The 25,014-nt window shown below is 37.3% G+C and carries 23 protein-coding genes; 5 read left to right on the forward strand and 18 right to left on the reverse strand.

Annotated features, from left to right (window positions below):
• Nucleotides 1-343: 343 nt before the first annotated feature.
• Genes NYE61_RS11245 through NYE61_RS11260 form a run of 4 tightly spaced genes read right to left on the reverse strand, consistent with a single transcriptional unit; the run spans nt 344 to nt 3,039 of the window.
• Nucleotides 344-1,036 carry a hypothetical protein gene (locus NYE61_RS11245; protein ID WP_303448307.1) on the reverse strand — a complete coding sequence of 231 codons (693 nt, stop codon included), beginning with the start codon at nt 1,034-1,036 and terminating at the stop codon, nt 344-346.
• Nucleotides 1,033-1,782: a hypothetical protein gene (locus NYE61_RS11250; RefSeq protein ID WP_339315488.1), complete on the reverse strand. Its 750-nt coding sequence runs from the start codon at nt 1,780-1,782 to the stop codon at nt 1,033-1,035. Before NYE61_RS11250 ends, NYE61_RS11245 begins: the two co-directional genes overlap by 4 nt.
• Entirely contained in the window at nt 1,766-2,656 is an 891-nt protein-coding gene (locus NYE61_RS11255; protein WP_095312140.1) for an ABC transporter ATP-binding protein, read from the reverse strand. Before NYE61_RS11255 ends, NYE61_RS11250 begins: the two co-directional genes overlap by 17 nt.
• Nucleotides 2,653-3,039: a GntR family transcriptional regulator gene (locus NYE61_RS11260; protein ID WP_303448305.1), complete on the reverse strand. Its 387-nt coding sequence runs from the start codon at nt 3,037-3,039 to the stop codon at nt 2,653-2,655. Before NYE61_RS11260 ends, NYE61_RS11255 begins: the two co-directional genes overlap by 4 nt.
• 148 nt (nt 3,040-3,187) lie before the next feature.
• On the opposite strand from NYE61_RS11260, the gene NYE61_RS11265 reads away from it, so the two are divergent.
• Nucleotides 3,188-3,763: a GNAT family protein gene (locus tag NYE61_RS11265; RefSeq protein WP_303448304.1), complete on the forward strand. Its 576-nt coding sequence runs from the start codon at nt 3,188-3,190 to the stop codon at nt 3,761-3,763.
• Nucleotides 3,764-3,814: 51 nt separating this feature from the next.
• Here NYE61_RS11265 and NYE61_RS11270 read toward each other — a convergent pair whose 3' ends face one another.
• Together NYE61_RS11270 and NYE61_RS11275 are read right to left on the reverse strand one after the other, a co-directional pair.
• On the reverse strand, nt 3,815-4,816 hold the full coding sequence (locus NYE61_RS11270) for a hypothetical protein (RefSeq protein ID WP_303448303.1): 1,002 nt from the start codon (nt 4,814-4,816) through the stop codon (nt 3,815-3,817).
• A complete protein-coding gene (locus NYE61_RS11275) occupies nt 4,803-5,165 on the reverse strand; it encodes a PadR family transcriptional regulator (RefSeq protein WP_095312130.1) in 363 nt (120 codons plus the stop codon). The genes NYE61_RS11270 and NYE61_RS11275 overlap by 14 nt, the downstream gene beginning before the upstream one ends.
• A 138-nt stretch (nt 5,166-5,303) precedes the next feature.
• On the opposite strand from NYE61_RS11275, the gene NYE61_RS11280 reads away from it, so the two are divergent.
• Entirely contained in the window at nt 5,304-5,756 is a 453-nt protein-coding gene (locus NYE61_RS11280) for a YaiI/YqxD family protein (protein ID WP_303448302.1), read from the forward strand.
• 70 nt (nt 5,757-5,826) lie between these two features.
• Here NYE61_RS11280 and NYE61_RS11285 read toward each other — a convergent pair whose 3' ends face one another.
• Together NYE61_RS11285 and hflX are read right to left on the reverse strand one after the other, a co-directional pair.
• Nucleotides 5,827-6,732 carry a macrolide 2'-phosphotransferase gene (locus tag NYE61_RS11285; protein WP_303448301.1) on the reverse strand — a complete coding sequence of 302 codons (906 nt, stop codon included), beginning with the start codon at nt 6,730-6,732 and terminating at the stop codon, nt 5,827-5,829.
• Nucleotides 6,733-6,766: 34 nt separating this feature from the next.
• Nucleotides 6,767-8,032 carry a GTPase HflX gene (hflX, locus tag NYE61_RS11290; RefSeq protein ID WP_095312124.1) on the reverse strand — a complete coding sequence of 422 codons (1,266 nt, stop codon included), beginning with the start codon at nt 8,030-8,032 and terminating at the stop codon, nt 6,767-6,769.
• Between the two features lie 746 nt (nt 8,033-8,778).
• Here hflX and NYE61_RS11295 point away from each other — a divergent pair.
• The gene (locus NYE61_RS11295) at nt 8,779-9,360 is read left to right on the forward strand and encodes a hypothetical protein (protein ID WP_095312120.1); all 582 of its coding nucleotides are present in this window, start codon (nt 8,779-8,781) and stop codon (nt 9,358-9,360) included.
• A gap of 99 nt (nt 9,361-9,459) precedes the next feature.
• On the opposite strand, the gene NYE61_RS11300 is transcribed toward NYE61_RS11295, so the two are convergent.
• From NYE61_RS11300 to NYE61_RS11320, 5 genes are all read right to left on the reverse strand, one after another.
• Nucleotides 9,460-10,155: an isoprenyl transferase gene (locus NYE61_RS11300; protein ID WP_240033765.1), complete on the reverse strand. Its 696-nt coding sequence runs from the start codon at nt 10,153-10,155 to the stop codon at nt 9,460-9,462.
• Nucleotides 10,156-10,169: 14 nt separating this feature from the next.
• A complete protein-coding gene (locus tag NYE61_RS11305) occupies nt 10,170-11,630 on the reverse strand; it encodes a DUF4173 domain-containing protein (RefSeq protein ID WP_095312117.1) in 1,461 nt (486 codons plus the stop codon).
• Between the two features lie 109 nt (nt 11,631-11,739).
• Nucleotides 11,740-12,372: a hypothetical protein gene (locus NYE61_RS11310; RefSeq protein WP_095312115.1), complete on the reverse strand. Its 633-nt coding sequence runs from the start codon at nt 12,370-12,372 to the stop codon at nt 11,740-11,742.
• Nucleotides 12,369-12,701: a PadR family transcriptional regulator gene (locus NYE61_RS11315; protein WP_095312113.1), complete on the reverse strand. Its 333-nt coding sequence runs from the start codon at nt 12,699-12,701 to the stop codon at nt 12,369-12,371. The genes NYE61_RS11310 and NYE61_RS11315 overlap by 4 nt, the downstream gene beginning before the upstream one ends.
• 651 nt (nt 12,702-13,352) lie before the next feature.
• Nucleotides 13,353-14,441 carry a nitric oxide synthase oxygenase gene (locus NYE61_RS11320; protein WP_303448300.1) on the reverse strand — a complete coding sequence of 363 codons (1,089 nt, stop codon included), beginning with the start codon at nt 14,439-14,441 and terminating at the stop codon, nt 13,353-13,355.
• 396 nt (nt 14,442-14,837) lie between these two features.
• On the opposite strand from NYE61_RS11320, the gene NYE61_RS11325 reads away from it, so the two are divergent.
• Nucleotides 14,838-16,412, forward strand: a complete 1,575-nt coding sequence (locus NYE61_RS11325) for a Vga family ABC-F type ribosomal protection protein (RefSeq protein ID WP_303448344.1) — start codon at nt 14,838-14,840, stop codon at nt 16,410-16,412.
• A 42-nt stretch (nt 16,413-16,454) separates the two neighbouring features.
• On the opposite strand, the gene NYE61_RS11330 is transcribed toward NYE61_RS11325, so the two are convergent.
• From NYE61_RS11330 to NYE61_RS11350, 5 genes are all read right to left on the reverse strand, one after another.
• Nucleotides 16,455-16,631 carry a hypothetical protein gene (locus NYE61_RS11330; protein WP_251661048.1) on the reverse strand — a complete coding sequence of 59 codons (177 nt, stop codon included), beginning with the start codon at nt 16,629-16,631 and terminating at the stop codon, nt 16,455-16,457.
• A gap of 172 nt (nt 16,632-16,803) precedes the next feature.
• Nucleotides 16,804-18,759, reverse strand: coding sequence for an LTA synthase family protein (locus NYE61_RS11335; protein ID WP_251661049.1), 1,956 nt, complete (start codon nt 18,757-18,759; stop codon nt 16,804-16,806).
• A gap of 186 nt (nt 18,760-18,945) precedes the next feature.
• Nucleotides 18,946-20,136 carry an amidohydrolase gene (locus NYE61_RS11340; protein WP_303448299.1) on the reverse strand — a complete coding sequence of 397 codons (1,191 nt, stop codon included), beginning with the start codon at nt 20,134-20,136 and terminating at the stop codon, nt 18,946-18,948.
• A 31-nt stretch (nt 20,137-20,167) separates the two neighbouring features.
• Nucleotides 20,168-21,595 carry an MFS transporter gene (locus NYE61_RS11345; RefSeq protein WP_095312105.1) on the reverse strand — a complete coding sequence of 476 codons (1,428 nt, stop codon included), beginning with the start codon at nt 21,593-21,595 and terminating at the stop codon, nt 20,168-20,170.
• Between the two features lie 418 nt (nt 21,596-22,013).
• Complete coding sequence (locus NYE61_RS11350) at nt 22,014-24,353, reverse strand: helix-turn-helix domain-containing protein (RefSeq protein WP_303448298.1); 2,340 nt, start codon at nt 24,351-24,353, stop codon at nt 22,014-22,016.
• A 214-nt stretch (nt 24,354-24,567) separates the two neighbouring features.
• Here NYE61_RS11350 and NYE61_RS11355 point away from each other — a divergent pair, with 214 nt between their 5' ends.
• Nucleotides 24,568-24,999 carry a MarR family transcriptional regulator gene (locus NYE61_RS11355; RefSeq protein WP_095312100.1) on the forward strand — a complete coding sequence of 144 codons (432 nt, stop codon included), beginning with the start codon at nt 24,568-24,570 and terminating at the stop codon, nt 24,997-24,999.
• Nucleotides 25,000-25,014 lie beyond the last annotated feature (15 nt).

Consider the following 25,014-nt stretch of genomic DNA (forward strand, 5'->3'; position numbering starts at 1 on the left):
CAATATAGTGTAGTGCGTTGTATATCCAATTAATCCAAAGTAACAAAAGAAGCCTCCGTTCCTATTAATGAGCAGAGTGGGTATTAATAAATACATTCTCTATCATGTTCATCAACGTAAACCTAATTTCATTACTTTCTTTTCTATCACTTTTGATTGAACAAAAGATAAAAATTCGTTTGAGTATATAGTTGCAATCAAAAATACAGAGGCATCTTTCATTTTTGATTTAAGGATAAACGGTTACTTTGCATTGCTTCCAAAGTTATCTATATCATCCAAGACTTATAGTTATCCAGCAAGATAAAAACGCGATACTAAAATACGTATCACGTTTCTATCTTCATTCACTTACATATTCAATATAAATATCATAGTTACTACTAGTCTTAATCCCATTAGGAATACGTAAATAAAGCAGTTGGGTTCCCCAATCTATTTCATAACCACTCCACATATCATCATTTCCCTCCCTAAATTGCTGCATCGGAAATTCTTTTGCAAAGGAGGAAAATCTTAATTCCCTTGATTCCGCCAATTCAATGACCAACTGATCTGAGTACAGCTGAAGATCAATCGGGTTCATGTATTCTCGTACATTTTCACCATTAACATAAATGGGTGTTTGATAAAAAGAGGCTTCGATTGAATTTCCATCGTATCTTTCAACAGCAACATTTATCGTATTCATATCGTCACCTAAATAATCAAAATAAAGCGTATCTCCCTCATATGGAAATTCCCATTCTTTTTCTAGATACTTTTGGTAGGATTCTATAGGTGCTCCATCATAGAGCACATTGTATAGATCATCACGATTCATATCGAAATCCTTAGATTGGACACCCTCTTCCTCTGAAACCGCTGAAAAATAATAAACTCCAACAGAAATAATTAACAGCAGGGAGTACCCGAAAAGCATCCAATATCCCCTTTTAGCAGTAAACAATTTACTTAACTTCCCAGCAGCTACTGCAATCATCACGATAATGAAAACAGAAATAACTAATGGAAGAAGCATTGAAATCATACTCATCTTCTCGCCTCCAAACGACTCGAAACTAGAATTGCACCAATAAAACAGAGTATTGACGTTACGAGAATTTTTAAGATAAAAAATAACGCATTCGTTTCTTGATAATAAAATTCACTGAACCTAATAATTACATCTGACTCGGTTTGTGCAATGGTAATGATCATCCCTATTACTAAAACTGGTACAATTACCGGAAGCATGCGGTGCAGCTGTGTAATCATTCCTAATAGATAACCAAATGAGCCTAAAAGTATTAAATAGAATATCATAGCAACGATTCCGATAAGCACATCACTTAACTGATACGTAAATCCAGTTCCTATAATTGGATTCGTATCAATGAAAAAATAAACAATAACACGCAGTAAAAAACTTGCTAAAATAGTAGTGATCCCACCCAGAACACTTGCCAACAATAAAAACAAAGCATTAGACAGATTATTACTTAATTGATTGGACACAAACGTAAATCCATTCTCCCGTTCAGCTTTAGTTGTTATCATAATCGCATGAATGACAATCCAGAGCATTGTTAATATAAGTACGCTTGTATTGGTATAGAGTGTCGTATTAATAGATAAGTTATTATTATACGAACCACTTGATCCATTGCCTCCAAGTGAAAAAAGAATCGCAATGATTTGCAGGACAACCAATGAGCTAAACACACTAGCATATGCCTTCAATTTATATTGAAATTGCTTTTTCACAATCACTCCTAAACTCATTTTATTTAAAGACATCATCAATACCGCCCTTCTGTTTACGAGTTAAGTAGACACATAGATCACTAGCAGCTATAGAGGATACCTCTATCCCAAGCTGTTTCGCCTGCTCTAACGGAATGTAATCCCGCTTTGCAACACAATACGTTGTATCCTTTCCTATCTGCCTGCTATAAATGACTTCCTTATTTGCAGTCCACTGTTCAATAATCTCAGTTCTTCCCGTTAGGCCAACAGCGTATTCCTTCAGTTCATCCATGGAAAGATGGAAATATTTTTTCCCTTGTTCAATCAATAAAACATCCTCTAGTAAATCCTCAATTTCCTCTAAATGATGACTGGAAATAATAATCGTTCTCGGATGAGCTAAATAGTCTTTTAACAGTGCACGATAGAAATCCTTTCTAACGGAGGCATCCATTCCAGTTGTTGGCTCATCAAACATGGTCAACGCACATCTCGATGCCAAGCCAATAATCATATTAAAGGTACTTTTCTTTCCTTTTGACAAATGAATGTGTATTTGATTTGGTTGAAAAGAAAAATAGTCAAATAGGCGCTCCGCAAGTTTAGCATCCCATTTCGGATAAAACCTATTAGCTTCCTTTAAAATATCTGCTAAGGTTAATCTTCCTGAGAAACTCATTTGATCATCCACATAAATCACATTCGCAGATACGAAGAGACTTTGAAAAGGCTGTTCATTAAATACGCGGACTTCTCCTGCTGTTTCATACCAATACCCTGCAAGAATTTTTAAAAGCGTTGTCTTCCCTGCCCCGTTACGTCCAATCAATCCAGTTATCGTATTCTCTTTAATTGTAATTGATAGGTCATTTAAAGCGTTTAGCTGTCCCTGTTTTTTGGTTAAATCTTTACACTCCACTACATTCACCGCGAATCCCCCTTGCGCTCTTTCATAATTTGCCTAAGCATTTCCACTAATTCATTTTCCGTAACATATAATCGTTCGGCCTCCAAAGCAACCTCCTGGAGCAAACCTTTTAATGTCTGGTTCTTTCGTTTATTCATAATGATTGTGAGTGCATCAGCTGTCACAAACTTCCCGAGACCTCGTTTCGTATACAGAATTCCTTCATCAGCCAGAAGGTTTAATCCTTTGGCTGCTGTTGCTGGATTAATGGTAAATAACTCCGCAAGCTTATATTGCGAATAAACTTTATCATCTTTTGTAAGGTTGCCATTCAGTATTTCCGTTTCAATCCATTCAGAAATTTGAATATAGATTGGCTTGGAGCCATTCGCATTAAGAATCAATCCTGCAACCCCCTCTCTAAACTAGTGCATTACTCGTGTAACTTAGTATATTACTTAAATTAGATAATTGCAATATAGTCAGTAACATTTTTCAGTATTATGGTAAAATTAGAGTTATTAAATCTAAATAAAAATAGGAGTAATTTTTATGAATATTGCTATGAATTCCTTTCCAATACTTGAAACATCCCGGTTAAGATTACGAGAAATTAAAGAAACAGATGCAGCTAGCATGTTGGCATACCTTTCGGATACAGAAGTAATGAAACACTACGGTCTTGAACCTTTTCAAACAATAGAAGAAGCTTTTGATGAAATCTCATGGTATCAATCGACCTTAAAACAAAAAACAGGGATTAGATGGGGAATTACATTAAAAGAAGAAGGTGTGGTTATTGGCAGCTGCGGCTTTCTTAATATTGCTTCACAGCATTATCGAAGTGAAATTGGTTACGAATTACATAGAAATTATTGGGGAAAGGGTATTGCAAGTGAAGCGCTTGGGGCTGTCATAGCATATGGATTTGAACAATTGAAACTCCAGCGGATCCAAGCCTTAATAGAACCACCTAATATAGCTTCAATAAAGCTAGCAGAGAAACAGGGATTTGTGAGAGAAGGGTTACTGAGAAATTATGAATATACCTGTGGTAAATTTGATGATATGTATATGTATTCCTTGTTGAGTCAAGACTTTGCTACGTCTATAAAAGGGAAATTTTAAAAGACACAGAATGGCTATAAACCATTCTGTGTCTTAAAATATACATTTCCTTTATTTTTTCCGGGCTCGAATAATTCCATCTATCGCATCCCAGATTAATCCAATGACAAGCAATACGAAAATCCAAAATGTAGATTGTTCCCAGATTTTCTGTCCGACTTCATACTCCTCACTGCCAGCTGTGACAACACCAGCCTGAGCTAACTCATGCATAAAATCAGGGTTCCAGAAGGTTGGTCCATTAACCATAAGCAAAATGACAGCCATAGAGATTGCATTCAATATCAACGTATACCCTGCTAGCTTATATGTCCATTTTCCAGAGACAAGCTTCAAACACTCTTTGATAATACCAAAGCCAAATATAAGCAGGATAAACAATAAATACATACCATATGTTCTTTCATTTAGAAATGGAACAACTCCTGAAAATCCATCATGAAATACCCATACACCGAAATAATCACTTGAAAATGCTAAAATGACGATAAATATAGCGTAAAATATAATCCCAGCAATTGATTCTCCACGTTTAATTTGTCGTTTTTCATCTGGTATAGGCGGCAAGTCAGATGGTTTCCATTCCATATCAATTTGGATATCCTTCGCTAGATAGGCACCGAGATACTCCGGAAGTGCAAATCCAAATGTCGTCCAGGCAAAAGCCATCGGAATTCCAGTTACGGTCGATACAATTAAATCAACAAAATGATCGAGTATCAAAACAGGATCGAGTATGGTTTGCACAACAAATATTACGCCTAATATGGAAGCAACTGTTACAAGTACAATTTTCAAGACAATCAAATACGAATCAAAAAGCTCTGGTCCAATTAGATACTTTTTTGCGCCACGGTATTTATCTGCCAATTTTCTTGGGGTTCCTAATTCCAGTAGAACCTCTTCAACATCTTTATCGCTAATGTCTCTACTTCCAACACGTTCCTCCAGCATATCTTCAATTAAACTACGCAGTTCTTTCGCAATATCTTCCCTTTGATCCTGTCGTAACTTTTGCGTAACCGCATAGATATACCGATCAACCATCTCCATTTTCATCATCTCCTTTATTTTCAATTACATGATTAAGGCTTTCAACAATGCCTTTCCATTCAACGACAAGCAAATCATACACATTTTTCCCAGTTTCACTTAACAGATAATACTTACGTGGTCTAGCTTCATTCGTATCCCATTTACTATCAAGCAACCCTTGTTTTTCCAGCCTTCTTAGCAATGGATATAATGTCCCTGGTTCAACTTGAATTCCCTTCTCTGCGAGCATTGTGACGAGAGAGTATCCATATTGAGGATTTGAAAGCTGACTTAATACCCCAATCGTAATCGTTCCCCGGCGCAATTCCTGCATTAATTTATCTAAGTGTTCTTTTTCATCGCTCATGTTATCAACTCCTAAATTCATTATAGTGTATGTTGCACACTATTGTAAAGTGCATATTAATATAAATAGTAAATTATATTTTAGTTGACAAATACAGGATATCCGCTTATTATCACAATCAATTAAGGAGCGAAAAAAATGAAAATATATGTTGATGCAGATGCATGCCCAGTAAAGGATGTCATTATGAAAGAGGCTGGTATTGTTAAAATTCCAGTTATTTTAGTCACAAGCCTGTCGCATTTTTCCCGTACCGAAAACCCCGCTGGTGTTGAAACCATTTATGTTGATTCAGGTGCAGATGCAGCTGACTACCGCATTATGAAGCTTGCAGAAAAGGGCGATTTCATCGTCACACAGGATTACGGTTTAGCATCACTTGGCCTTGCAAAAGGATGTATTGTGTTGCACCATAAAGGATTTATCTATACGAATGACAATATTGATCAGCTCCTGCAAACAAGATACTTGAGTGCCATGGCTAGAAAAAGTGGGCAACGTACAAAAGGGCCGAAAGCTTTTACCCATGATGATAGAGAGAAGTTTAGGGAGATTTTCAAACAGAAGCTGGGGGAATTTCATGACAGATAATTCGCTTCTGTCTGAATGCGAAAAAGCCCCCGCCAGTATAAACTAGCGGGGACATATTTCCTTGTTTCCTTTATTCATTGCCTACACCGAGCGACTGCTTCGCCATTTCCATCATATCGTCTAGACCTGATTTCTCTGCAAACTCAGCAATTCCAACTGGATATGCTGCTTGAAGCTCGACCACATGGTCAAACAAATTTGGCCAAACATTTCCTCCAGCGCGTTCATATGCATCAATTAATTGTTTAAGCGAATCCTCACCAAACGCCATTAAGTGGGATACAAAATCGGTTGCTGGATCATCCACTTTTGCCTCGGTCCAGTCAATAAACCCAGTTACACGAGCGTTTTCATCAATTAAAATATGCCCAGGGTGCAAATCACCATGGATGAAGGTAGTTTGCTGCGGCCAGATCGAGTCATTCGAAAGCCATTTTTGCCAACGGTCCCAAAGCGGTTGACTTACTCCAAATGTTGCCTTTACTTTTCCCATCCTCTTACGCATTACATCTCTAATTTCTTCCGCCGTTTGCACCGTTAAACCTGCTTCTTTAACCTTTTCGTGATTTATTTGATGCAATTCAGCCATAGCCTTCCCTAATGTTTCTACGTAAGCCTTTGGCAGATTTTTTTCATCAATCTCCCATACATATGCTTTCTTTTCTGGATCAATCGTTCCTGCTGGTATTCCAATTAAAAGTTTATAAGCAATTAATTCATCGGAAAAAATCTCCCATTTCGGCGCTTGAAAGGCAATCTCAGGTACGACTAAATCAAGTATTCTCTTTTCTTGTTTGGCAGATGGGATGACATCACTACGTCGCGGAAAGCGCAATACCCAATGGTCCCCCTTTTCATCTGTTGCGAATACCACTTGAAAGTCAAGGCCCGATTCATTGTACTTCAAAGATCCTGGTGTGATATAGAGTCCATGCTCTCTTGCTTTATCAACTACTTGTGTGTTTGATAATGTCATGTGATTCACCACTTTCTCATGTTTTAATTCCTACTTATCTATCCGCATCGATTAGATACTGCTTAAATCTTTCTGCATCTGAAGGCTTACATTCTACTCTTAACCTAGTTCCCTTTTCTTCAAACGCTTCCTCAAGAATATTTGCTTGGTCATTTAGATAGGATACAATCTGTCCTTCAGAATAAGGTATTAACAACTCACAAATCACATTGTCTTTAAAAATATTCACTTTAATCAAATCGAGTAATTCACGAATACCGGTACGCTTTTTGGCAGACAAATAAATGCGATTGTTCTCAACTACTGGATAATTCATTTCCGTTTGATCTGCTTTATTATAGGCATAGATCATCGGTATATCTGTAACTCCAATCGCAGCTAAAATTTCATGTGTTAGCCTGCAATGCTCTTCATAATTCGGATTCGATACATCCAATACATGAATCAGAAGGTCTGCTTCGATGACTTCTTCCAATGTAGAGCGAAATGCTTTTACAAGATGATGTGGAAGTTTATTAATAAATCCTACCGTATCCGTTAGCAGGAAGGTTTGATTTGTTTCCAGCTCAACCTTTCGCACCGAGGTTTCTAACGTTGCAAAAAGCATATCCTTTTCAAATACTTGTTTATCTATTCCCGTCTGATGAATATCTAATACAGCATTCATTGTTGTTGATTTTCCTGCATTTGTATAGCCAACAAGCGAGACGACAGGTACATCATTTTTTTCACGCTGTTTCCGCTGTGTTTTCCGTTGATTGACGAGGTTTTCCAGCTCGCGATTTAATTTAGCAATCTGTTCTTCAATTTTACGACGGTCCGTCTCAAGCTTTGTTTCACCAGACCCTCGGTTAATCAAACCAGATCCACCGCCTTGACGACCAAGTGATTCACGGCTGCCAATTAATCGCGGCAGCATATATTTGAGGCGAGCTACTTCTACTTGAAGCTTTGATTCCCTCGTTTTAGCTCGGTTCGCAAAAATTTCCAAAATCAGCATCGTGCGGTCAACAACCTGACATTCCGTTGCTTCCTCAATATTTCGGATTTGCGAAGGGGATAATTCATCATCAAAGATAAGCATATCGGCATCTTCTGCTTCAGCCATTTCTTTCAATTCATCCATTTTACCTGTACCAAGATAGTAGCCTTGGTTGATTCGATTCAAATTCTGCCTCAGTTCCCCGACTGTATCAATATGACAAGCTTCCGCCAAATTCCCCAATTCTTCCATGGAATAAGCAAACTCTTCTTCCTGCTTAGAAATATTAACACCAACTAATATCGCTTTTTTATTCATTTAATTTCCTCCAATTTTAATAAAGCACAGACTTCTGCCTGCGCTTTGTAAAGGGATATTTAATTGCCTTCATCGCGAAAGCAGCTACACTTTCAGACAGCAAAAAAGAAGGTAGACTACTCCCCTTCTTTTCTGCATAAAAAACCGTATATAATATGTGGTCAAAAGGAGGATAAAAAGGACCAAGAAGTTCGAGGCGGCATAGCTCCCCGTACCGGGCTTCCACAGGAAGTGGTGACTTCGACATTCGACACAGGACGTGTCGGTAGTTAGTCGAAGATCATTTGCTCTCGAAGCGTCATTTTTACCAGACCTTTTGAACAACCTCATATAAAAGTTTTCCTTATGAAAAGACAGACCAATCCCATTTACTCTGCGCACAGGCAGAGCTGAACATATTCAATTAATTGTTCAATCCTTGGATTCGAAGTCTGATAGTTGCCACAAGGAAAACCTCCGTTTCTGTTTATAGTATCTCCAACTCTAACATACATATGTCAATTGAACAAGGATTATTCCTTATAAATACATACTTTTGTCCCGTTTTCGTAAGTGTGCTGTCAGCAAAACTTAGACTACGCCTCCAGACCTAGGGTGAAATATTACTCAAGCTGCTTATGGGATTATGTATTCTGCATTACTATTAAGAAAGATTAACAATAAAAAGTGAAACTTATGTATATCTTATTTCGTCTATAAGGTGGCAGCAGTTGAATGTTTCATGATGAATTTAGGGGCGATTAATAATGAACGAAAAGAATTTATATATACTTTTAACCGATACAGGAACTGTTTTTACTAGATTAATAAAATCATATACCAAAAAACCATATAACCACGCATCCATTTCCTTTGATCCCCAGTTAGTAAATGCATATAGTTTCGGCAGGAAAAAACCTCGAAACCCTCTCATTGGCGGATTTGTTCAGGAAAATATGCGATCAGGTCTATTCAAGCATGCAAGTGCAGCTATTTATAGCTGTACAGTTAATGAAGATCAGCTTCAAAAAATTAATGCATATCTACAAAAGATAGAAGCTGAAAAAGAGCAATATCGCTATAATTTCTTAGGTTTATTTGGGGTTATTTTAAACAAGCCTATTAACAGAGAAAAGGCATTTTTTTGTTCGCAATTTGTTGCATCTGTTTTAAAGGAATGTGATATTCTGGATTTCTCGAAGCCAGTATCTTTAATAACTCCTCACGATATTCAGGAAGTAGGCAATTTTCAGCTCGTATACAAAGGAAAGCTTGCAGATTTTTATGCAGATGGAAATCATATAGATATCATGGAACCTTCGTTTAATATGGTCCCACTAAAAATATAATTTAAGCTTCCCTTCACTTTACAAAGTTGATTGGCGGCCTTACAATCTAACACAAAAAAACACCCAAAACAGCTTATCTCACACTGTTTTGGGTGTTTTTCAGACGAAAGAATACCGTTTTTGCAACATACCAATTGCATCTTCTAATAACTGCTTATTTACATCTGGGAATAACATGTCACTAAAGTATAGCTCTGATGCCGAGCATTGCCATAACAGGAAATTACTCATCCGCTTCTCTCCGCCTGTACGTATGACTAATTCTGGATCTGGCAGTTCCTTCGTATATAAAAACCGCTGGAACAGCGATTCGTCTAACTTTTCTAATTCCACATGATTATGCTGAACCTCATAAATTACTTTATGAACAGCTTGGAGGATATCATCTCTCCCTCCATAATTGAAAGCGAAGTTCACAATCAAGCCAGCATTATTTTTTGTTGCTTCAACAGAATCATCCAGCGCTCTTCTTGTAGCTTTCGGAAGAGCTTCTATGTTACCTGATACTAGTATTTTAATATCTCTCTTCATAAACTCTGGCAGCTTTTGTTTGAGAAATTTCACTGGTAAGCGCATGAGGTAATTAACTTCGTCTTTTGGCCGTCTCCAGTTCTCTGATGAAAATGCATACAGCGTCAGTATCTGGATGCCTAACTCAATACTGGCATCGATCATTCGCTCCATTGCCTGAGCCCCTGCATAATGGCCTTGACTCCTTGTCAGACCTCTCTTCTTCCCCCACCTTCCGTTTCCATCCATGATAATAGCAACATGCTTCGGTATTACGTTTTGCACTGTGCTAGACCTCCCTATACTTCCAAATCCAAACGTTGAATTTTTTCAATTACTTCTTGCTTCTTAAAATTAAATGTTTGCCAGGAATCCGGCTGTTTCATTTCTAGTTTTCGTTGCTCTATTCTCAGCAAACGTTGCAGTTCTGGATAATCAGGCTCTATTTTATACAGTTCGATTAGTCCCTCTATTCCGGTATATGATAAGGTGCTCAGATAATAAATATCAATTTTTTCCGTTTGTTCATAGCGCTCTAAATTATTTGTAACAATAAGTTGTTCGATATGGATAACATTTAACACGACATAAAATAATAAACTCGTGATGAGATAGAAATGTAATATCGCTAACCGCTCGACCCATACCCGAATAAAGGTATATGCAAAAATTACCATAAGAAAGATCATAAATGCATGCGCTAAAATTCGGTCCACAGTAAACCCATAAGCAGCTTCATACATACTTAAACGTCCAAATGCAGAAACCAGCATTACACCACTCACTATAATAAGCAAGGTATTGAGTATCTTTAATGTGAGCTTCATAGCTTTATTCGGAGTATTTACGCGCTTCAAAACGAAAATCAGCAATGTCCAATTAATTAGCGTTACAAGCAGCAATTCAAAGAATCCTTTTCTCGCATACTCTGCATAAGTAAGTTCGGCCTGTAATCCTCCACCGAAAAAATACGCAAACTGTATAGCTACAAATATGGCGTAGACCAGATTTAGCATCGCTAAGATCGTTACAACAATAACACTATCCCAATATATATGCTTTTTTTCTGGATTCATAACATTATTCGTTTCTATTTCAGTTCTTCTAGGCAGTACCTGAAAAATACCGAAGAATAAAAGAGAAAGAACAATAACAACGATCAGACGGAGCAGCTCTTCCGTAAAATTAAATCGTATAATAAACGACGGCAATTTTAGAATCATATCCTGAAATACTTTATCCGCTGACATTAACAACCCAATAATAACTAACAATAATGGAATACCTGTTATCAAACCAATTACAATACGTTTTATTGTTTTACCTGCTCCTTCGTCCATTGGTTTAACTGTTCCTATACAAAATCTCGTGCTATATTGAATTGCTTCTTTTAATTTCATTATTAATAGGATTAAAAACGCAGGTTTACTCCAGACAATCTTGTTCTGACTCGTGATCATAATCAGATGAAAGAAAACGAGAGCAGGTATCACAACTAAATTCAAAGGATAAAATAAGGTACTATTGTAAAAAAGATAACTCCCTGCCAGCAGCCAAACAGCAGCCATAAGCAGTAAACCAATTCTGCGACGCTGAAACGGTATGCTAATCCTTAAGAAAAACACAGCATAAAACACTGCGATGAAAACGAGGTATGACAAGCCAATTTCTTCATGGAAAAAACTAAGTTCTGCAAGTATTCCAAGTCCTACACATATAAGCAAAAATGGCCAATCTCTTTTCGTCACTTGAACATCCATCTATATCCCTCCAATACATTGTAAGTCTATATACATAGAATTACTATGTATATAGACAAAAAAATAATAACGAATCAGGACTGAATGCATTACTCGGCTTCAGCCCATTTCATATTGAAGCTTTCTTTCCCCACCGATACCCCAGCCAGCTTATTGGGTACAATACGGCCGTACAAAGAATGCAAACAATAATAAACGGCGTACTCAATAACGGTTGAAACCACTGAAGTGGAATAAGCTTAAATACAATTAAATACATTAAGATCAAATTAGGTATGATAGAAAACAAAAATGTCTTCTTCAACAATTTATGACCACGGGACCCAAACTCTCTGCCAATTTCATAGCCGAGCAACGCCCAAAAGAAACCATAAATAAGTATAATAATAGATGCAGCATTTGTTAGGCCTGCCCATAAGCTTTCCAGCCAGTACCAATCAAATGCGTTATAGCCAATTGTAAGCAGCACCCCAAAAGTGAAAATGGCAATATTGCAAAACACAAATAATTGCTGCGTTTTCTTAGGCGTTACGGCTGATTCCTGCTTCCATAGTGCTGCAATCTCCTTTGGCGAACCGAGTCTATGTACCAATTCATCATATACTTTTGCTTCATCGGTCGCTTGCTCCTGGAGCAGGTCAAATACGTGCAGGCGATATTCTGCTATAATCTCTTCCTTATCAGGATGACGCCCAATCTCTTGCTCTAATTCATTTAAAAAATGTTGTTCCCCTTCGGTCATGACTCGTTTCTCCCAATCAGGTTGTTCATCACTTGAACATATCGATGCCATTCCGACGTTCTTTCTGCAAGGATTTCTTTCCCTTGCTCTGTAATACGATAATATTTACGAGCTGGTCCCTTTTCTTGGTTTTGCCAATAACATTCAATGTACGCTTGTTTTTCCATCTTATGAAGTGCTGGGTAGAGCGTACCTTCCTTCATTTGCAAATGGTTTTCACTACGTCGATCCATTTCCTTTACGAGCTCGTAGCCATACATATCACGTTCATTTAAAAGCTGTAACACCAGCAAGGAGGTACTGCCTTTTACAAGTTCGCGATTAAACATTTTCTCACCTACCTAGAATTATTAGGTATCTTTACTATATAAAAATTTATCCTCTTTGTAAAGAGCTTCATTCAGCTTTTTCACAAAAAATAACTTCATAACTTTGTGTTACGCCTGGTATGTTATGAAACACAACAGGTCTTCCCCAGCGTAAACTACAAAAATAATTTTTAAAAAGGAGGTTTAGTTCATATTCATACGGGAATACAAATAGTACAAGGCGAACTGCATTGGAAGGATTGTTGCAGACAACTTGCGAAAATGTAACCACTTCATTTTCCAACTTGTTTACAAATGAATTCCAATGAGGAAATGCACAGCCTTGGCGGAAAATTTACTTTACTGGCGAATGCTAGACTCGTCAGGAGCTTTAAGATTTAAGTTCCATTTCACGGTTAGTTTTTCAAAACAGTAAGTGGTTTTTTGTGAAAGTGCAACTGGTAATCTGACTGAATTCTGGAGAAGCAGATTGAAAGGCTCTTTCAACGATCTCTAAAGCAACAAATACAGTCAGTGAGACCATCCTGTAATGACGAGTTGTAAAATATCGTCAGAAAGAACAGTTTGGAGAAGATGAATTTAATTTTCCGCGTGCACCCCTTTTAGGGGAAAAGAAAGGCATGTTCCGTTTGGAACTGCCTTTCTTTTTGATTATACATAATAATTCTTTTGATAGAAATAATTTGGCTTTTGCACATGGTTATCATAAGGCTTGTGAAAAATATGAGTCACCGCTGGAGACAATGGTGGAATCAACCATGTCCAATTCCCAGTAACCTTACGCCCTGTTTTCTGTTCCCGATTTTCAAAAACCTTAAATTGCTTTGCAGCTGTATGATGATCGACAATGGATACCCCATATTTTTTAAAGGAATCTAATACAGCGGCATTTAGCTCTACAAGTGCACGATCCTTCCATAAAGTGCTTTCATGTTTTGTTTCTAATCCCATCTGTTTCGCTACTAAAGGAAGCAAATTATATCGCCCTTCATCAGCTAGGTTTCTCGCTCCTATTTCCGTACCCATATACCAGCCATTAAACGGAGCTGTTACATAGTCAATCCCCCCGATTTCGAGGCGCATATCCGAAATAATTGGTACTGTATACCACTTCACCGCTAAATCCCCAAACAGTGAAAAGTCAGGATGCTCAATTGGTATCTCCATTACGTACTCCATTGGTATTTCCATAAACTCCGGGTCATGACCACCGATTTGAACAACAAGTGGAAGCAAATCAAATGAAGTTCCTTCACCAACCCAGCCAAGCTTCAAGCATTCCTTCGTAAAAGCTACAGAAGCTGGATCTCCTACTATCCCATTTTCCGTTTCATATCCAGCATAGCGAAGTAATTGGTGGTTCCAAATCTTCACCTGTCTATCCCCATGGATTTCGGCCTGGAATATCGTTATCATCGGTTTGATTTTCCCATAATTGGTTGCATTCCTTATATGGTGAAGCAAATAAGTAAATACTTCCTCACTACGTGCAGCATGTCTTGCATCTATTACCTCCAGCCTTTCCCAAAACAGTCTACCAATACAACGATTCGAGTTACGCCAAGCAAGCTTGGCACCATAAGACAGCTCTTCATATGTATGCTCATAGTACCCTTTTTCATCCAGCTCTTCGTGAATTTGACTCAGTCTCCCAGCAATTTCTTTTGATGTTTTGCCAAGCTCTCTATATAAATTTTCAATGAATGTATCTGCCTCTTGCTTTCGGATTACTCTTTCCATTATAGGCTCCTCCTGTCCTCAATATGTTTATTTTATCAAATATAACAGTTGTTTTTTGTGACGGAGTTTCTACAAATAGCCAAAAACAAGGGGTTGCATCAGAGCATTCCATTCGTTTATAATAATATCAACTACAAGACGGAAGGGTGAACAAAGGGGACATGAAGTACTAATCCTATTTTTTCGAAAACATTCAGGTGAACAGTATGTCAACATTAGCGGATTTTTCTGCTGTTTTTGTCATACAATCATGGAATTTTTCAGAATAGGATTGTAGATTTTTGTGTTCCAGCCAAAGGGAGTAGTCTCTCTTTTTTCTGTACACCTCTGCCTCCTATTCTGAAAAGAATTGGAGGCTTTTTTTTGGTCTCTCAAATAAGAACGGAGATGATAGATATGGTTATTATGGAAATAAGCGGACTCAAGTATGAAGTCAAGGATCGTTTACTTTTTGCTGCGGATCATTTAGCTATCCAGAATAAAGATCGAATTGGACTTGTTGGAAGAAATGGCAGTGGTAAGACAAGTCTGCTCGAAATACTTGCAGGAAAGCGGCAGCCAGAAGAAGGTATGATTAACCTCCGAGCAACCTGTGAATTGCTCCCCCAATTAAAAAACACGGATACAACAAAAAGTGGTGGTGAAGTTACACAGGAATATATTAACCAATCTTTAGCAACACAAGCTGGCCTTTTATTTGCGGATGAACCCACAACCAACTTGGATACGGAGCATATCGAAAGCTTAGAAAAGCAATTACAAAGATGGCAAGGAGCTATTGTTATTGTGTCCCATGATCGAAGCTTTTTAGACGCTCTATGTACGAAGATTTGGGAAATCGACGAAAAAAAAATCAATGTGTATAAAGGGAACTATTCGGATTATATTGCTCAAAAGGAACTTGCAATCAGACAACAAGAAAGCGCATATGAACAATACCAACGAAAGAAAAGACAATTGGAACATGCACGCGAGTTGAAGGAGCAAAAAGCACAACGCGCAACGAAAAAACCGAATCAAGTCAGCGCTTCTGAAGCAAAAATTACTGGAGCGAAGCCATACTTCGCTAAAAAACAAAAGAAGCTTCAAAAAACAGCAAAATCAATAGAAACGCGATTAGAAAAGCTTCAAAAAGTAGAAAAGGTAAAAGAAATACCTGCCATTAAAATGAATTTACCGAATCAGGAAGCTTTTACAGGACAGATTATTATCCGAGCAGAGGAGCTAACTGGAAAAGTAGCCAATCGCATCCTTTGGAACCCAGCAGGTTTCTATATTCGTGGTGGACAAAAAATAGCGGTTATTGGCAAAAACGGTGCTGGTAAAACAACGCTGTTAAAGAAAATAATGAACGAAGCGGATGGCATCACGGTATCACCCGCTGCCAAAATTGGTTATTTCAGCCAGAACCTTGACGTCCTTGATACAACAGACTCCATACTGGAAAACGTTCGCTCAACAGCTGTCCAGGATGAAACCTTTATTCGCACTGTGCTTGCAAGGTTACATTTTTATCGGGAAGATGTATATAAAAAGGTAGGAGTATTAAGCGGTGGAGAACGTGTTAAAGTAGCTTTTGCAAAACTATTTGTCAGCAATATAAATACACTCGTCTTAGATGAACCAACGAATTACCTTGATATTGAAGCAGTCGAAGCATTAGAAGACCTTCTAACTGATTACGAAGGTACAATACTTCTTGTGTCTCATGATCGACGTTTTGTCGAGAATATCACTGATCACATTTTAGCAATCGAAAAACAAAAAATTACGTTTTTTGATGGAAGCTTTGAGGCGTATAAAAATTACGTTCCAAAGCAGGCCGCTGATTCAATAGAGCAAGAATTACTTGTAATTGAAACAAAATTAACGGAAGTACTGAGCAAGCTCAGTCTAGAACCGTCAGAAGCATTGGAACTAGAATTTCAAGCACTTTTAAAAAGGAAACGAGAGCTGGAAAAAGCAGAATAAATTGGTAAGAGCATGCTTGTCCCGCAAACCTGCATGCTCTTATCAGCTCAATCTACTTTCTACCCATTTCCCTACAATTACGATGCCTGCTGATACACCTAAAGCTGTAGAAAAAGCAGTTGTTAGGTGTAAAGATGATTTGAAGATTACATTAACGATGATATTTAATAGAAACAATGCCGAGAACCAAACTAAGAACCTCCGAATCATTTGTTTCAAATGAAGTTCACCTTCTTTTTCATATTTTCAATTCATTGTTTTAGATTTTACCGCATTATGTAATATCTCTAATCTTGAACATGGCAAAATTGCGAGGAATAGGTTTTGTTTACTTCATGTAGATTCACTTTACACAAAAACAGCACTGACATCTCCGTCAGTGCTGTTCCTCTTATTCTTCTTCACTGGCTTCTTCGCTATCTTCCAAATCATAATTATAGTCATAATCAGCAGGATCAATTGGTTCCCACTCATCATTCGGTGTGTAATAACGAAGTAGGTCCCCGTTCAATACCCGGTCTGAAAGTTCCAGCTCATGAAGAACTGTTTCACTTAATTCCTTCATCTCTTCTGTTGGTTCTTCAATAATTTCTTTCGTTTCATTGTCGTAATAAACGCCATTTACCAAGCTGTATTCTTCCGTCATATATCCACCATTTCTGAATGGCACATAGTCTTTATGGTTCTCAGAAAACATGTCTGTACCGAAAAGAATATAATCGCGTGCATCAATTCCTAAAATATGCAGAAGCGTTGGCATAACATCAATTTGACCTGAATACGTATGATTCGTACCTTGTCCCTCAACACCAGGAACTTTGATCATAAATGGCACACGCTGAAGCTCCGCATTTTTCAATGGTGTAATTTCTTCACCAAGAATTTCGGACATTGCACGGTTATGATTATCTGAGATACCATAGTGGTCTCCATAAATCATAATTATTGAATCCTCGTAAAGTCCAGATTCCTTCAAATCATTAAAGAATTGTTCCAATGATTCATCAAGATAACGTGCTGTTTGGAAGTAACGGTCCACCGAACCATCACCCGTTTCAGCAGGGGCAATCGTCGCTTCATCTTCATCAATCAAATATGGATGATGGTGCGTTAATGTCATCATATGGGCATAAAATGGCTGTTCCATTTCTTCTAATAATGGCATGGACTCTTCAAAGAATGGTTTATCCTTTAATCCATAATTAATAACCTGATCTGGGCTCATATCATAAAAGATATCATAATAGAAATCTGTTACCCCAAGATGCTTATACACTTCATCACGGTTCCAGAACGATTTACCATCTCCGTGGAATACTCCACTTGTATAGTCTTGTTCCTGATCAAGAATTGCAGGTAATGCTTGATACGTATTTTTTCCTCGTGTTACAAAAGCAGATCCCTGTGGCAAGCCATAGAGTGAAGTATCCATGATCAGCTCAGCATCAGCTGTTTTTCCCTGCTCTGTTTGGTGGAAAAAGTTATCAAAATACGTGAATCCTTGACTTTGATCGTTCACTAAGGAATTTAAGAACGGTGTAACCTCTTCCCCGTGTAACTCAAAATCTATCAAAAAGGATTGGAATGATTCTAGATGAATTTTAATAATGTTCTTTCCTTCACCTTTTCCAAAGTAAGCTTCATTTGGTTCTGCATATTTACTCTTCGTATAGTTTTCAACTTCTGTAATATCACTACTATCTGCAAGCACGCGTTGTGTCGATGACTCAAAGCTTTGGATTGCATCATAAATCATAAAATTATATGCACCCAAGTATTTCACTAAATAATTACGGTCAAATGTACGCTCTAACAACTGTGGGCGATCTGCCTCAGCTAAGCCTAGATTGATAACAAAGGCCATTACACCAGCGGCCAGCACAATGAATGGTTTCCGAATCTTTAGTCGTTCCATTGACCAGTTCGTACGATTCTTCCAATACAATACGATTAATAAAACTAAATCAAATGCATAGAGAAGATCACGCCACTCTACTAAACTTGCAATACTTCCACCTAAACTACCAAAGTTACTTGTCTGCATCATGGTCGCTATCGTGATAAAATCACTATTAAAACGATAGAATACAACATTAGCATACAGGATAAAGCTTAGAATAAACGATAGAATAATAATCCATCGGCCAGCTTTTCTACCAGAAGCAAAGAGTGCTAATCCTAAGAATATTAATCCTGTACTTAACGGATTTAAGAATAGTAAAAACTCTTGCATAGGCCCACTTACACCAAGACTAAATTCAATTTTATATATCAAATACGTTTTTATCCAAAATAGGAATACAGCGATAGCGAAGAATCCCATCTTTGTAGATATTAACTTCTTCACAATATTCACCTCAAAATTTAATTAGATTGTTCGATACAAGCGTATATTATACACCCACATATATATTCTGTCAAAAATCCTCTGCGATAAGATGTAATAAAATCTCAATCAGAAAAAACAAAACCGCATGAAATCAAAATTTTCATTTGATTTTCATGCGGTATTTTCAATTTTAATAGAACCTCATCATTCATTTTTTTCAAAGTAACTGCAAACAACATGTCCAACCGCTTTAGCAGCTACAAGGATGGCGTCCTCATCAATATCGAATTTCGGATGGTGATTAAAGTAAGGCTTTTCTACTCCTTTTGGTGTACATCCGATAAAGAAGTAACTGCCAGGTATTTTTTCCAAATAGTAAGCGAAGTCCTCAGACGGCGCTAAAGGTGGATATTGTTTTACCTCTTTAATATCCTTATCATTAGCGTTTTTCAGACTTTCAGCTACCAATTCTGTATACTCTGGAGTATTGTACAATGGTGGATAATCGGATTTATATTCCAGGATACATTCTACTCCGAATTCTGCTTCAATCCCTTTAACAATTCGCTTAAATTCTTCCTCAATAATCTTCTGACTTTCAGCGCTCATATAGCGAATATCACCTTCAAGCTCTACACTGTCTTTGATGACATTAAATGTCCCTTTCCCATCAAACGATCCAATCGTTACAACACCTGGATCCATCGGATTTAAACGACGACTAATAATGGTTTGCACAACCGTTACAAAATGAGCACCTGCGACGATAGAGTCATTTGCAGTGTGTGGAGATGAACCGTGTCCACCAGTTCCTTGAATTTTTAATTTAAAGTAAGATCTGCCATTAAATGCATAGCCACTGCGATAACCAACCACTCCAGCAGGATCCATCGGAAGTACATGGATACCAAAGATTGCATCTAAATCATCTAGCTTACCCGAATCAAGGATGCTTTTTGCACCACCTGGCGGAACCTCTTCTGCATGCTGATGGATAATTTTTATTGTACCATTTAACTCTTCTTTAAGTTGAATCAAGCAATCAGCAAGAACAAGCAAGTATGCTGTATGAGCGTCATGGCCACATGCGTGCATGACCCCTTCATTTTTTGATTTAAATGGGACATCTGCCTCTTCCGTAATTGGAAGGGCATCAAAATCCGCTCTTAATCCGATTGTTTTTCCCGGTTTTCCTCCTACAATCGTTACAATGATTCCATAACCATTACCAACATTTGTCTCTACTTTTACATCTTTACCATTGTAAAAGTCGGCAATATATTGAGCAGTTTTTTCTTCTTTAAAAGAAAGCTCTGGATTTTCATGCAAATAACGACGAATTTCAATCATTTCATCTTTGCGTGCTTCTAACATCTCCATCAATTTACTTCTCATTCCAACTGCCTCCTCTATTTTGACTCAATTCTTAATGTTTTGCCCCAACAGGACGTACATTGGATGCGTTGATAGGGTCATCTTCATTTTCCCCTGATTCCCTAGGAACTAACACGATAATTGAAATCAAGGATAATATCGCAAAGATTACATTAACGATAATTCCTGAGGATGCCGCTACCTCTACACTACTTATTGCTGTGATTGCGCTGTATACTGTCGCTGAAATCGCAACTCCAAACGCATTTCCAAGTGAACTTGCCATTTTATACACTCCGGAAGCTTCTCCAACTTTATTTGCTGGAGCAAAGGTTACAGCCGTATCAGTTGAAGGTGTTGCATACATTCCTAAACCTAAACCAAAGAGTATAAATCCAACGAATACAACAATTGTATACATTAGGTCTGGCAAGAAAGTAAGTCCCATCACACCTACACCGATTAACGTTAAAACCGTTCCCCATACCATTGGTTTTCTTGCGCCAGTTTTTTGCATAATCTTTTCACCTACGCGAATCATCCCGAGCACCGCTACAAGATAACCAATTGAAAGCATTCCTGATTGAAACGCCGAGAAGCCTCTCCCCACCTGTACATAGGTGTTCGCAACAACTAATGTACCAGCTACTGCATTTAATAAGAAGTTAGAAATAGTTGCACCTGTATAGGCTTTGCTTTTAAACATTTTAAAATCGATAAGTGCATTATCTCGTTTTGCTTCATACTTAATAAAGCCAATTACTCCAACAATCGTTATTACTGCAAGTCCTATTGTTAATGGGCTAGTCCAGCCTAAGCTTGCGCCTTGTGTAATAAAGACATTTAAAGCAAGCATTGTAACAATAAAGATTCCTAGACCACCGAAATCAAATTTAAATGTCCCTGTTGTTTCTGCTTTGCTTTCAGGTGTGTCTTTAATTAACCACATTGCTAAAAGTGAAAAAACAATAGAAAAGACGAAGATCCATTTCCATCCCATTGATGTGGCGATTGCACCACCGAAGAAGGAACAAAATCCTGAACCACCCCAAGAGCCAATTGACCAATAGCTAAGTGCTCGCTGACGATCTTCACCATCAAAGTATTCCTTCACTAACGCTATCGTAGCAGGCATAATTGCCGCTGCCGATAAACCTTGTAAAATACGACCTACAATTAAAAGTATAGATCCGTTTGCTAAAACAAGTAATAAGGATCCAATTATACTTAGAATCAAACCAACATAGGTAATTTTTTTACGACCAATCCGGTCTGCTAAACCTCCAGCCACTACAATAAACATTCCGGAAAATAAAGCAGTCAAGCTAATTGCTACGTTAATCGTACTTAATGAAACACCTAAATCGGATTGAATTGCTGGTACAATATTAACCATTGATTGAGCAAATAACCAAAATGTAATAACTCCAAATACAATTCCTGTAATCATCTTATTGGTGCCTTTGTAAGCTGTATCCATTGTACAACCTCTCCTTTTAAAATTAATAAAGTGAAACCCATTCTGCGAGGTATTCTTCCCTCTCATTGAATGTCAGTCCAACAGAATCATGTCTGTTCACCCCAAAGCTTCACGTTTTGAGAACTTCACGATTTTTGGGCATGGGCATTATACAGCCCAATAATGTAGTAAATCTTATTCTTACCTATCTCTAACAAGTCATAACTGGATAATAATGCCTGCGGTCTTTCTTGAGCTCATTTTTACCACATCCTTAGTATAAAAAAATCCACCATTTTAAATAAGTCATTTTTCATTATAATAAGCGTTAAATCATGTTCATAAATTCACATATAAAAATAACGGTAAAAAATTAACCGTTAATTTTTTACCGTTATTTTCTGGTTTTAGATATAATTTGGATTATACTAATCGATTTTTAATAAAAAGCTCTACGTATATCAAAGAAGTGAATCGCATTTAATGACATATAAGCATACATGCTCCAATCACCATCAATCACCTGATCGAATAATTCAAGTGATGGTTTACTCGTTTCGTTAATATGATTAATAACCTCTTCATCCATTCCGTATTTACTATTTAAGTCCCACCACTTTGTATAAAGTGCGCCAAAATCTTTATCAAAAACCCGTTTGCGTATTTGATACTCTCCTGGCTCCAAACCAGAAATCGTTACGCGAACTTCTTTATTTAATTTCTTTAAGAATGTCTCTTCAATCGTAAAATGAGGATTCACATTATTAATATTCATTAATACGAGCTGATAGCCACGGTCGTTTTTAGTCATGATATATTCTGAACCACGTGCAATAATATCCCCATTTAATCTGTCAAAAAACTGCATCGCAAAATAAGCAGGGCGTTTGCCACTAAAAAAGTGAAAAAGCTCAAGTCCCTCCATCCGAATTTTCCTATCACGCCCTGACTTCTCATGCTGTTCTGTATTAATCCAAAAACCTATTGATTCGACCTCATCAGCCAAGTCCAGAGCATTTTGCAATACTAATGCTCCACGGAAAAACGTTCCATTCGTAAATCGTGTATTCCCAGATAGCGTGTTCCAGCTAATTAAACTAATCGGCTGATTCTTCCCATGCTTTCTTAAATATGTCTTTAGCTTAACTGTTTTTTCCTTTATGTACCCTTTCGCCAGCGAAAATCTATCATCTCCCAACTCTTCAAAATCGATAATTTCATTTTGGTTTGCTTCATAGCCATAGAAATCAATTGGTACTTTTTTCTCCACTAACCAAGTATGATTCTTGGACGTTTTTTCATCTTTATAGGAAAATGGCAGAAAAGCTCCTACTTTGACTTTTGGAATAAGCGCCTTAACCGAACGATATAATTTCAAATAAACACGCTCAAGCTCACTAACAAGGACAGCTGTTGCAGACGGTTCATAAAACATAAAGTACCATTTTTCAATATAGGAAGTCCCATACACATTCAAGCAATGCTTTATGAAATCTTGCATTTCCCTTATATAATTCTCTTCATCACGGGAAATTTCAACGTAATCAATCCGAATGAACAGTCCTAAATCATGCTTCCTTAAAAAATTCAACACGAAATCCGCATTGTAATATGGCGAAGTAGTCGCGATAATTTCGTCCGTCTCTACCGGTGGAATAAATGTAGTACCACCAATTAATCTACGTACTGCAATATTTTCTAAGCCTATTTCCTCCTTTGCCATTAGAACTTGCAGTCTGACTCCTTCCTTTAATAGCTCACTTAACTCGCCGATAGCAAGATTATGTATTGGCCGATTAATTTTAGATGGACTAACCTGTCGTATATCAAGCTTTAATTCTTCAGCTTCCGTTTCGATACTAGTGAATACAACATCACTATCCGTCAGTAACATTCCTAATTCTCCAATAATAGATGATGATTGAATAATTTCAACTGCATCCTTTATGTCATACGTTTTCATCGTGTCCATACCGGTTTCCTGATTTTCTTCTCGGTATAATTTCGGGGTCTTTTTATATGCTTCTTTGAAATAATGTACAAATGACTTTACATTGGGAAAGCCATTATTCATTGCAATATGAGAGATTGAATCAGAAGTATACAGCAATTCCTTTACTGCATGCTCAAGACGAATATTCATCAAATAATGATTAAACCCAGTTCCAACCTTCTCTTTAAAATAACGTGATAAATAACTAGACGATAAGTAAAACTTCTCCGAAACATCATCTAATGTAATTTTTTGATGATAATTTTCTTCCATATAATAAATGATTTCTCTGATTCGTTGATCTCCTGTATCAATGCGCTCCTGGATTCTTCCCATTTGCTTAAAACGCCGAATAAGAATAAGCAGGATTTCGCTAACATAAGATTGGATTTCAATCCGATAACTCTCTGATCTTCGAAAATAGGCAATCATTAGTTCGGCTAAAAGTTTACGGATTCGATTAATGACCGCATCTTTTTCCATATCTACGTCGCCTGAGAAACACTCAAATCGACTATTCGGATACGCTTCATAGGACTGCTTCATAAATCGATCGGAAATTTGTAACAACAGAATGTGATTTCCCTTATTTCCTTTCGCTTGGTATACTTGATTCCGATTTATAACAAGCACATCTTTTTCTTTCAATTGATAAAATCGACTATTTGTTTCAACGGTTAAATCTCCTTGAATCACAAAAATAACTCCAATTCCTTGATTCATTTTTGGAGCTAAAAATTCAATCTGCTGTAAGTTAATACTGAAGTCCGTTAGCTGATTATCCATTTCCCCTTCCTCCATTCAATAACAATGACTACTGCAATATCTTTTAGTTTACATGTACCGGGAAAAGAGAATCAAGTTATAGTAGATGATTGAAACACGTTATGATAATGGTTGACTTTAATCATTTAGTTTTATATAATTATAATTAATTAAAGATATTTTAATTAATTATATCTGAATAACATATATTAGATACGCTTTAGGAGGGAAAAGAATGAGTGAAAATCTGTCATTAAAAGCTTATGTCGTATTAATGAAGGCTTACAAGTCAATTGAAGAGAGAATTAAAAAAGATATTAGCAGTCATGGCATGCGCACTTCCGATTTTGCTATTTTAGAAGCATTATACCACAAAGGCAGACAAACGATACGCCAAATTTCCGAGGCTGTTCTTATTAATACGGGGTCCATTACTTATGTAATCGATAAACTCGAAAACAAAGAGCTGCTCGAACGAAGTAATTGCAAGGATGATCGTCGTGTTGTTTATATACAACTGACAGACCAGGGACGCCAACTGATGGACGGCATTTTTCCAAAGCATCAAAAAGTAATCGAGGACTTATTTGATGGTATTTCTGATGAAGAGAAAAAGACAATCATTCACGTGCTTAAAACGGTCGGCAAAAAAAGTGAAGAACAGTGAGAACATGAAAAGTAG

It is taken from the genome of Oceanobacillus sp. FSL W7-1304 (assembly GCF_037969805.1).
In the GTDB taxonomy this organism is placed as follows: Bacteria; Bacillota; Bacilli; order Bacillales; family Amphibacillaceae; genus Oceanobacillus; species Oceanobacillus profundus.

Bases quoted from the DNA above. Each gene is read 5' to 3' on its own strand.
- NYE61_RS11245 (WP_303448307.1), bottom strand. From the start codon at position 1,036: ATGAGTATGATTTCAATGCTTCTTCCATTAGTTATTTCTGTTTTCATT.
- NYE61_RS11250 (WP_339315488.1), bottom strand. From the start codon at position 1,782: ATGATGTCTTTAAATAAAATGAGTTTAGGAGTGATTGTGAAAAAGCAA.
- NYE61_RS11265 (WP_303448304.1), top strand. From the start codon at position 3,188: ATGAATATTGCTATGAATTCCTTTCCAATACTTGAAACATCCCGGTTA.
- NYE61_RS11270 (WP_303448303.1), bottom strand. From the start codon at position 4,816: ATGGAGATGGTTGATCGGTATATCTATGCGGTTACGCAAAAGTTACGA.
- NYE61_RS11275 (WP_095312130.1), bottom strand. From the start codon at position 5,165: ATGAGCGATGAAAAAGAACACTTAGATAAATTAATGCAGGAATTGCGC.
- NYE61_RS11280 (WP_303448302.1), top strand. From the start codon at position 5,304: ATGAAAATATATGTTGATGCAGATGCATGCCCAGTAAAGGATGTCATT.
- NYE61_RS11285 (WP_303448301.1), bottom strand. From the start codon at position 6,732: ATGACATTATCAAACACACAAGTAGTTGATAAAGCAAGAGAGCATGGA.
- hflX (WP_095312124.1), bottom strand. From the start codon at position 8,032: ATGAATAAAAAAGCGATATTAGTTGGTGTTAATATTTCTAAGCAGGAA.
- NYE61_RS11295 (WP_095312120.1), top strand. From the start codon at position 8,779: ATGAACGAAAAGAATTTATATATACTTTTAACCGATACAGGAACTGTT.
- NYE61_RS11305 (WP_095312117.1), bottom strand. From the start codon at position 11,630: ATGGATGTTCAAGTGACGAAAAGAGATTGGCCATTTTTGCTTATATGT.
- NYE61_RS11310 (WP_095312115.1), bottom strand. From the start codon at position 12,372: ATGACCGAAGGGGAACAACATTTTTTAAATGAATTAGAGCAAGAGATT.
- NYE61_RS11315 (WP_095312113.1), bottom strand. From the start codon at position 12,701: ATGTTTAATCGCGAACTTGTAAAAGGCAGTACCTCCTTGCTGGTGTTA.
- NYE61_RS11320 (WP_303448300.1), bottom strand. From the start codon at position 14,441: ATGGAAAGAGTAATCCGAAAGCAAGAGGCAGATACATTCATTGAAAAT.
- NYE61_RS11325 (WP_303448344.1), top strand. From the start codon at position 14,838: ATGGTTATTATGGAAATAAGCGGACTCAAGTATGAAGTCAAGGATCGT.
- NYE61_RS11340 (WP_303448299.1), bottom strand. From the start codon at position 20,136: ATGAGAAGTAAATTGATGGAGATGTTAGAAGCACGCAAAGATGAAATG.
- NYE61_RS11345 (WP_095312105.1), bottom strand. From the start codon at position 21,595: ATGGATACAGCTTACAAAGGCACCAATAAGATGATTACAGGAATTGTA.
- NYE61_RS11350 (WP_303448298.1), bottom strand. From the start codon at position 24,353: ATGGATAATCAGCTAACGGACTTCAGTATTAACTTACAGCAGATTGAA.
- NYE61_RS11355 (WP_095312100.1), top strand. From the start codon at position 24,568: ATGAGTGAAAATCTGTCATTAAAAGCTTATGTCGTATTAATGAAGGCT.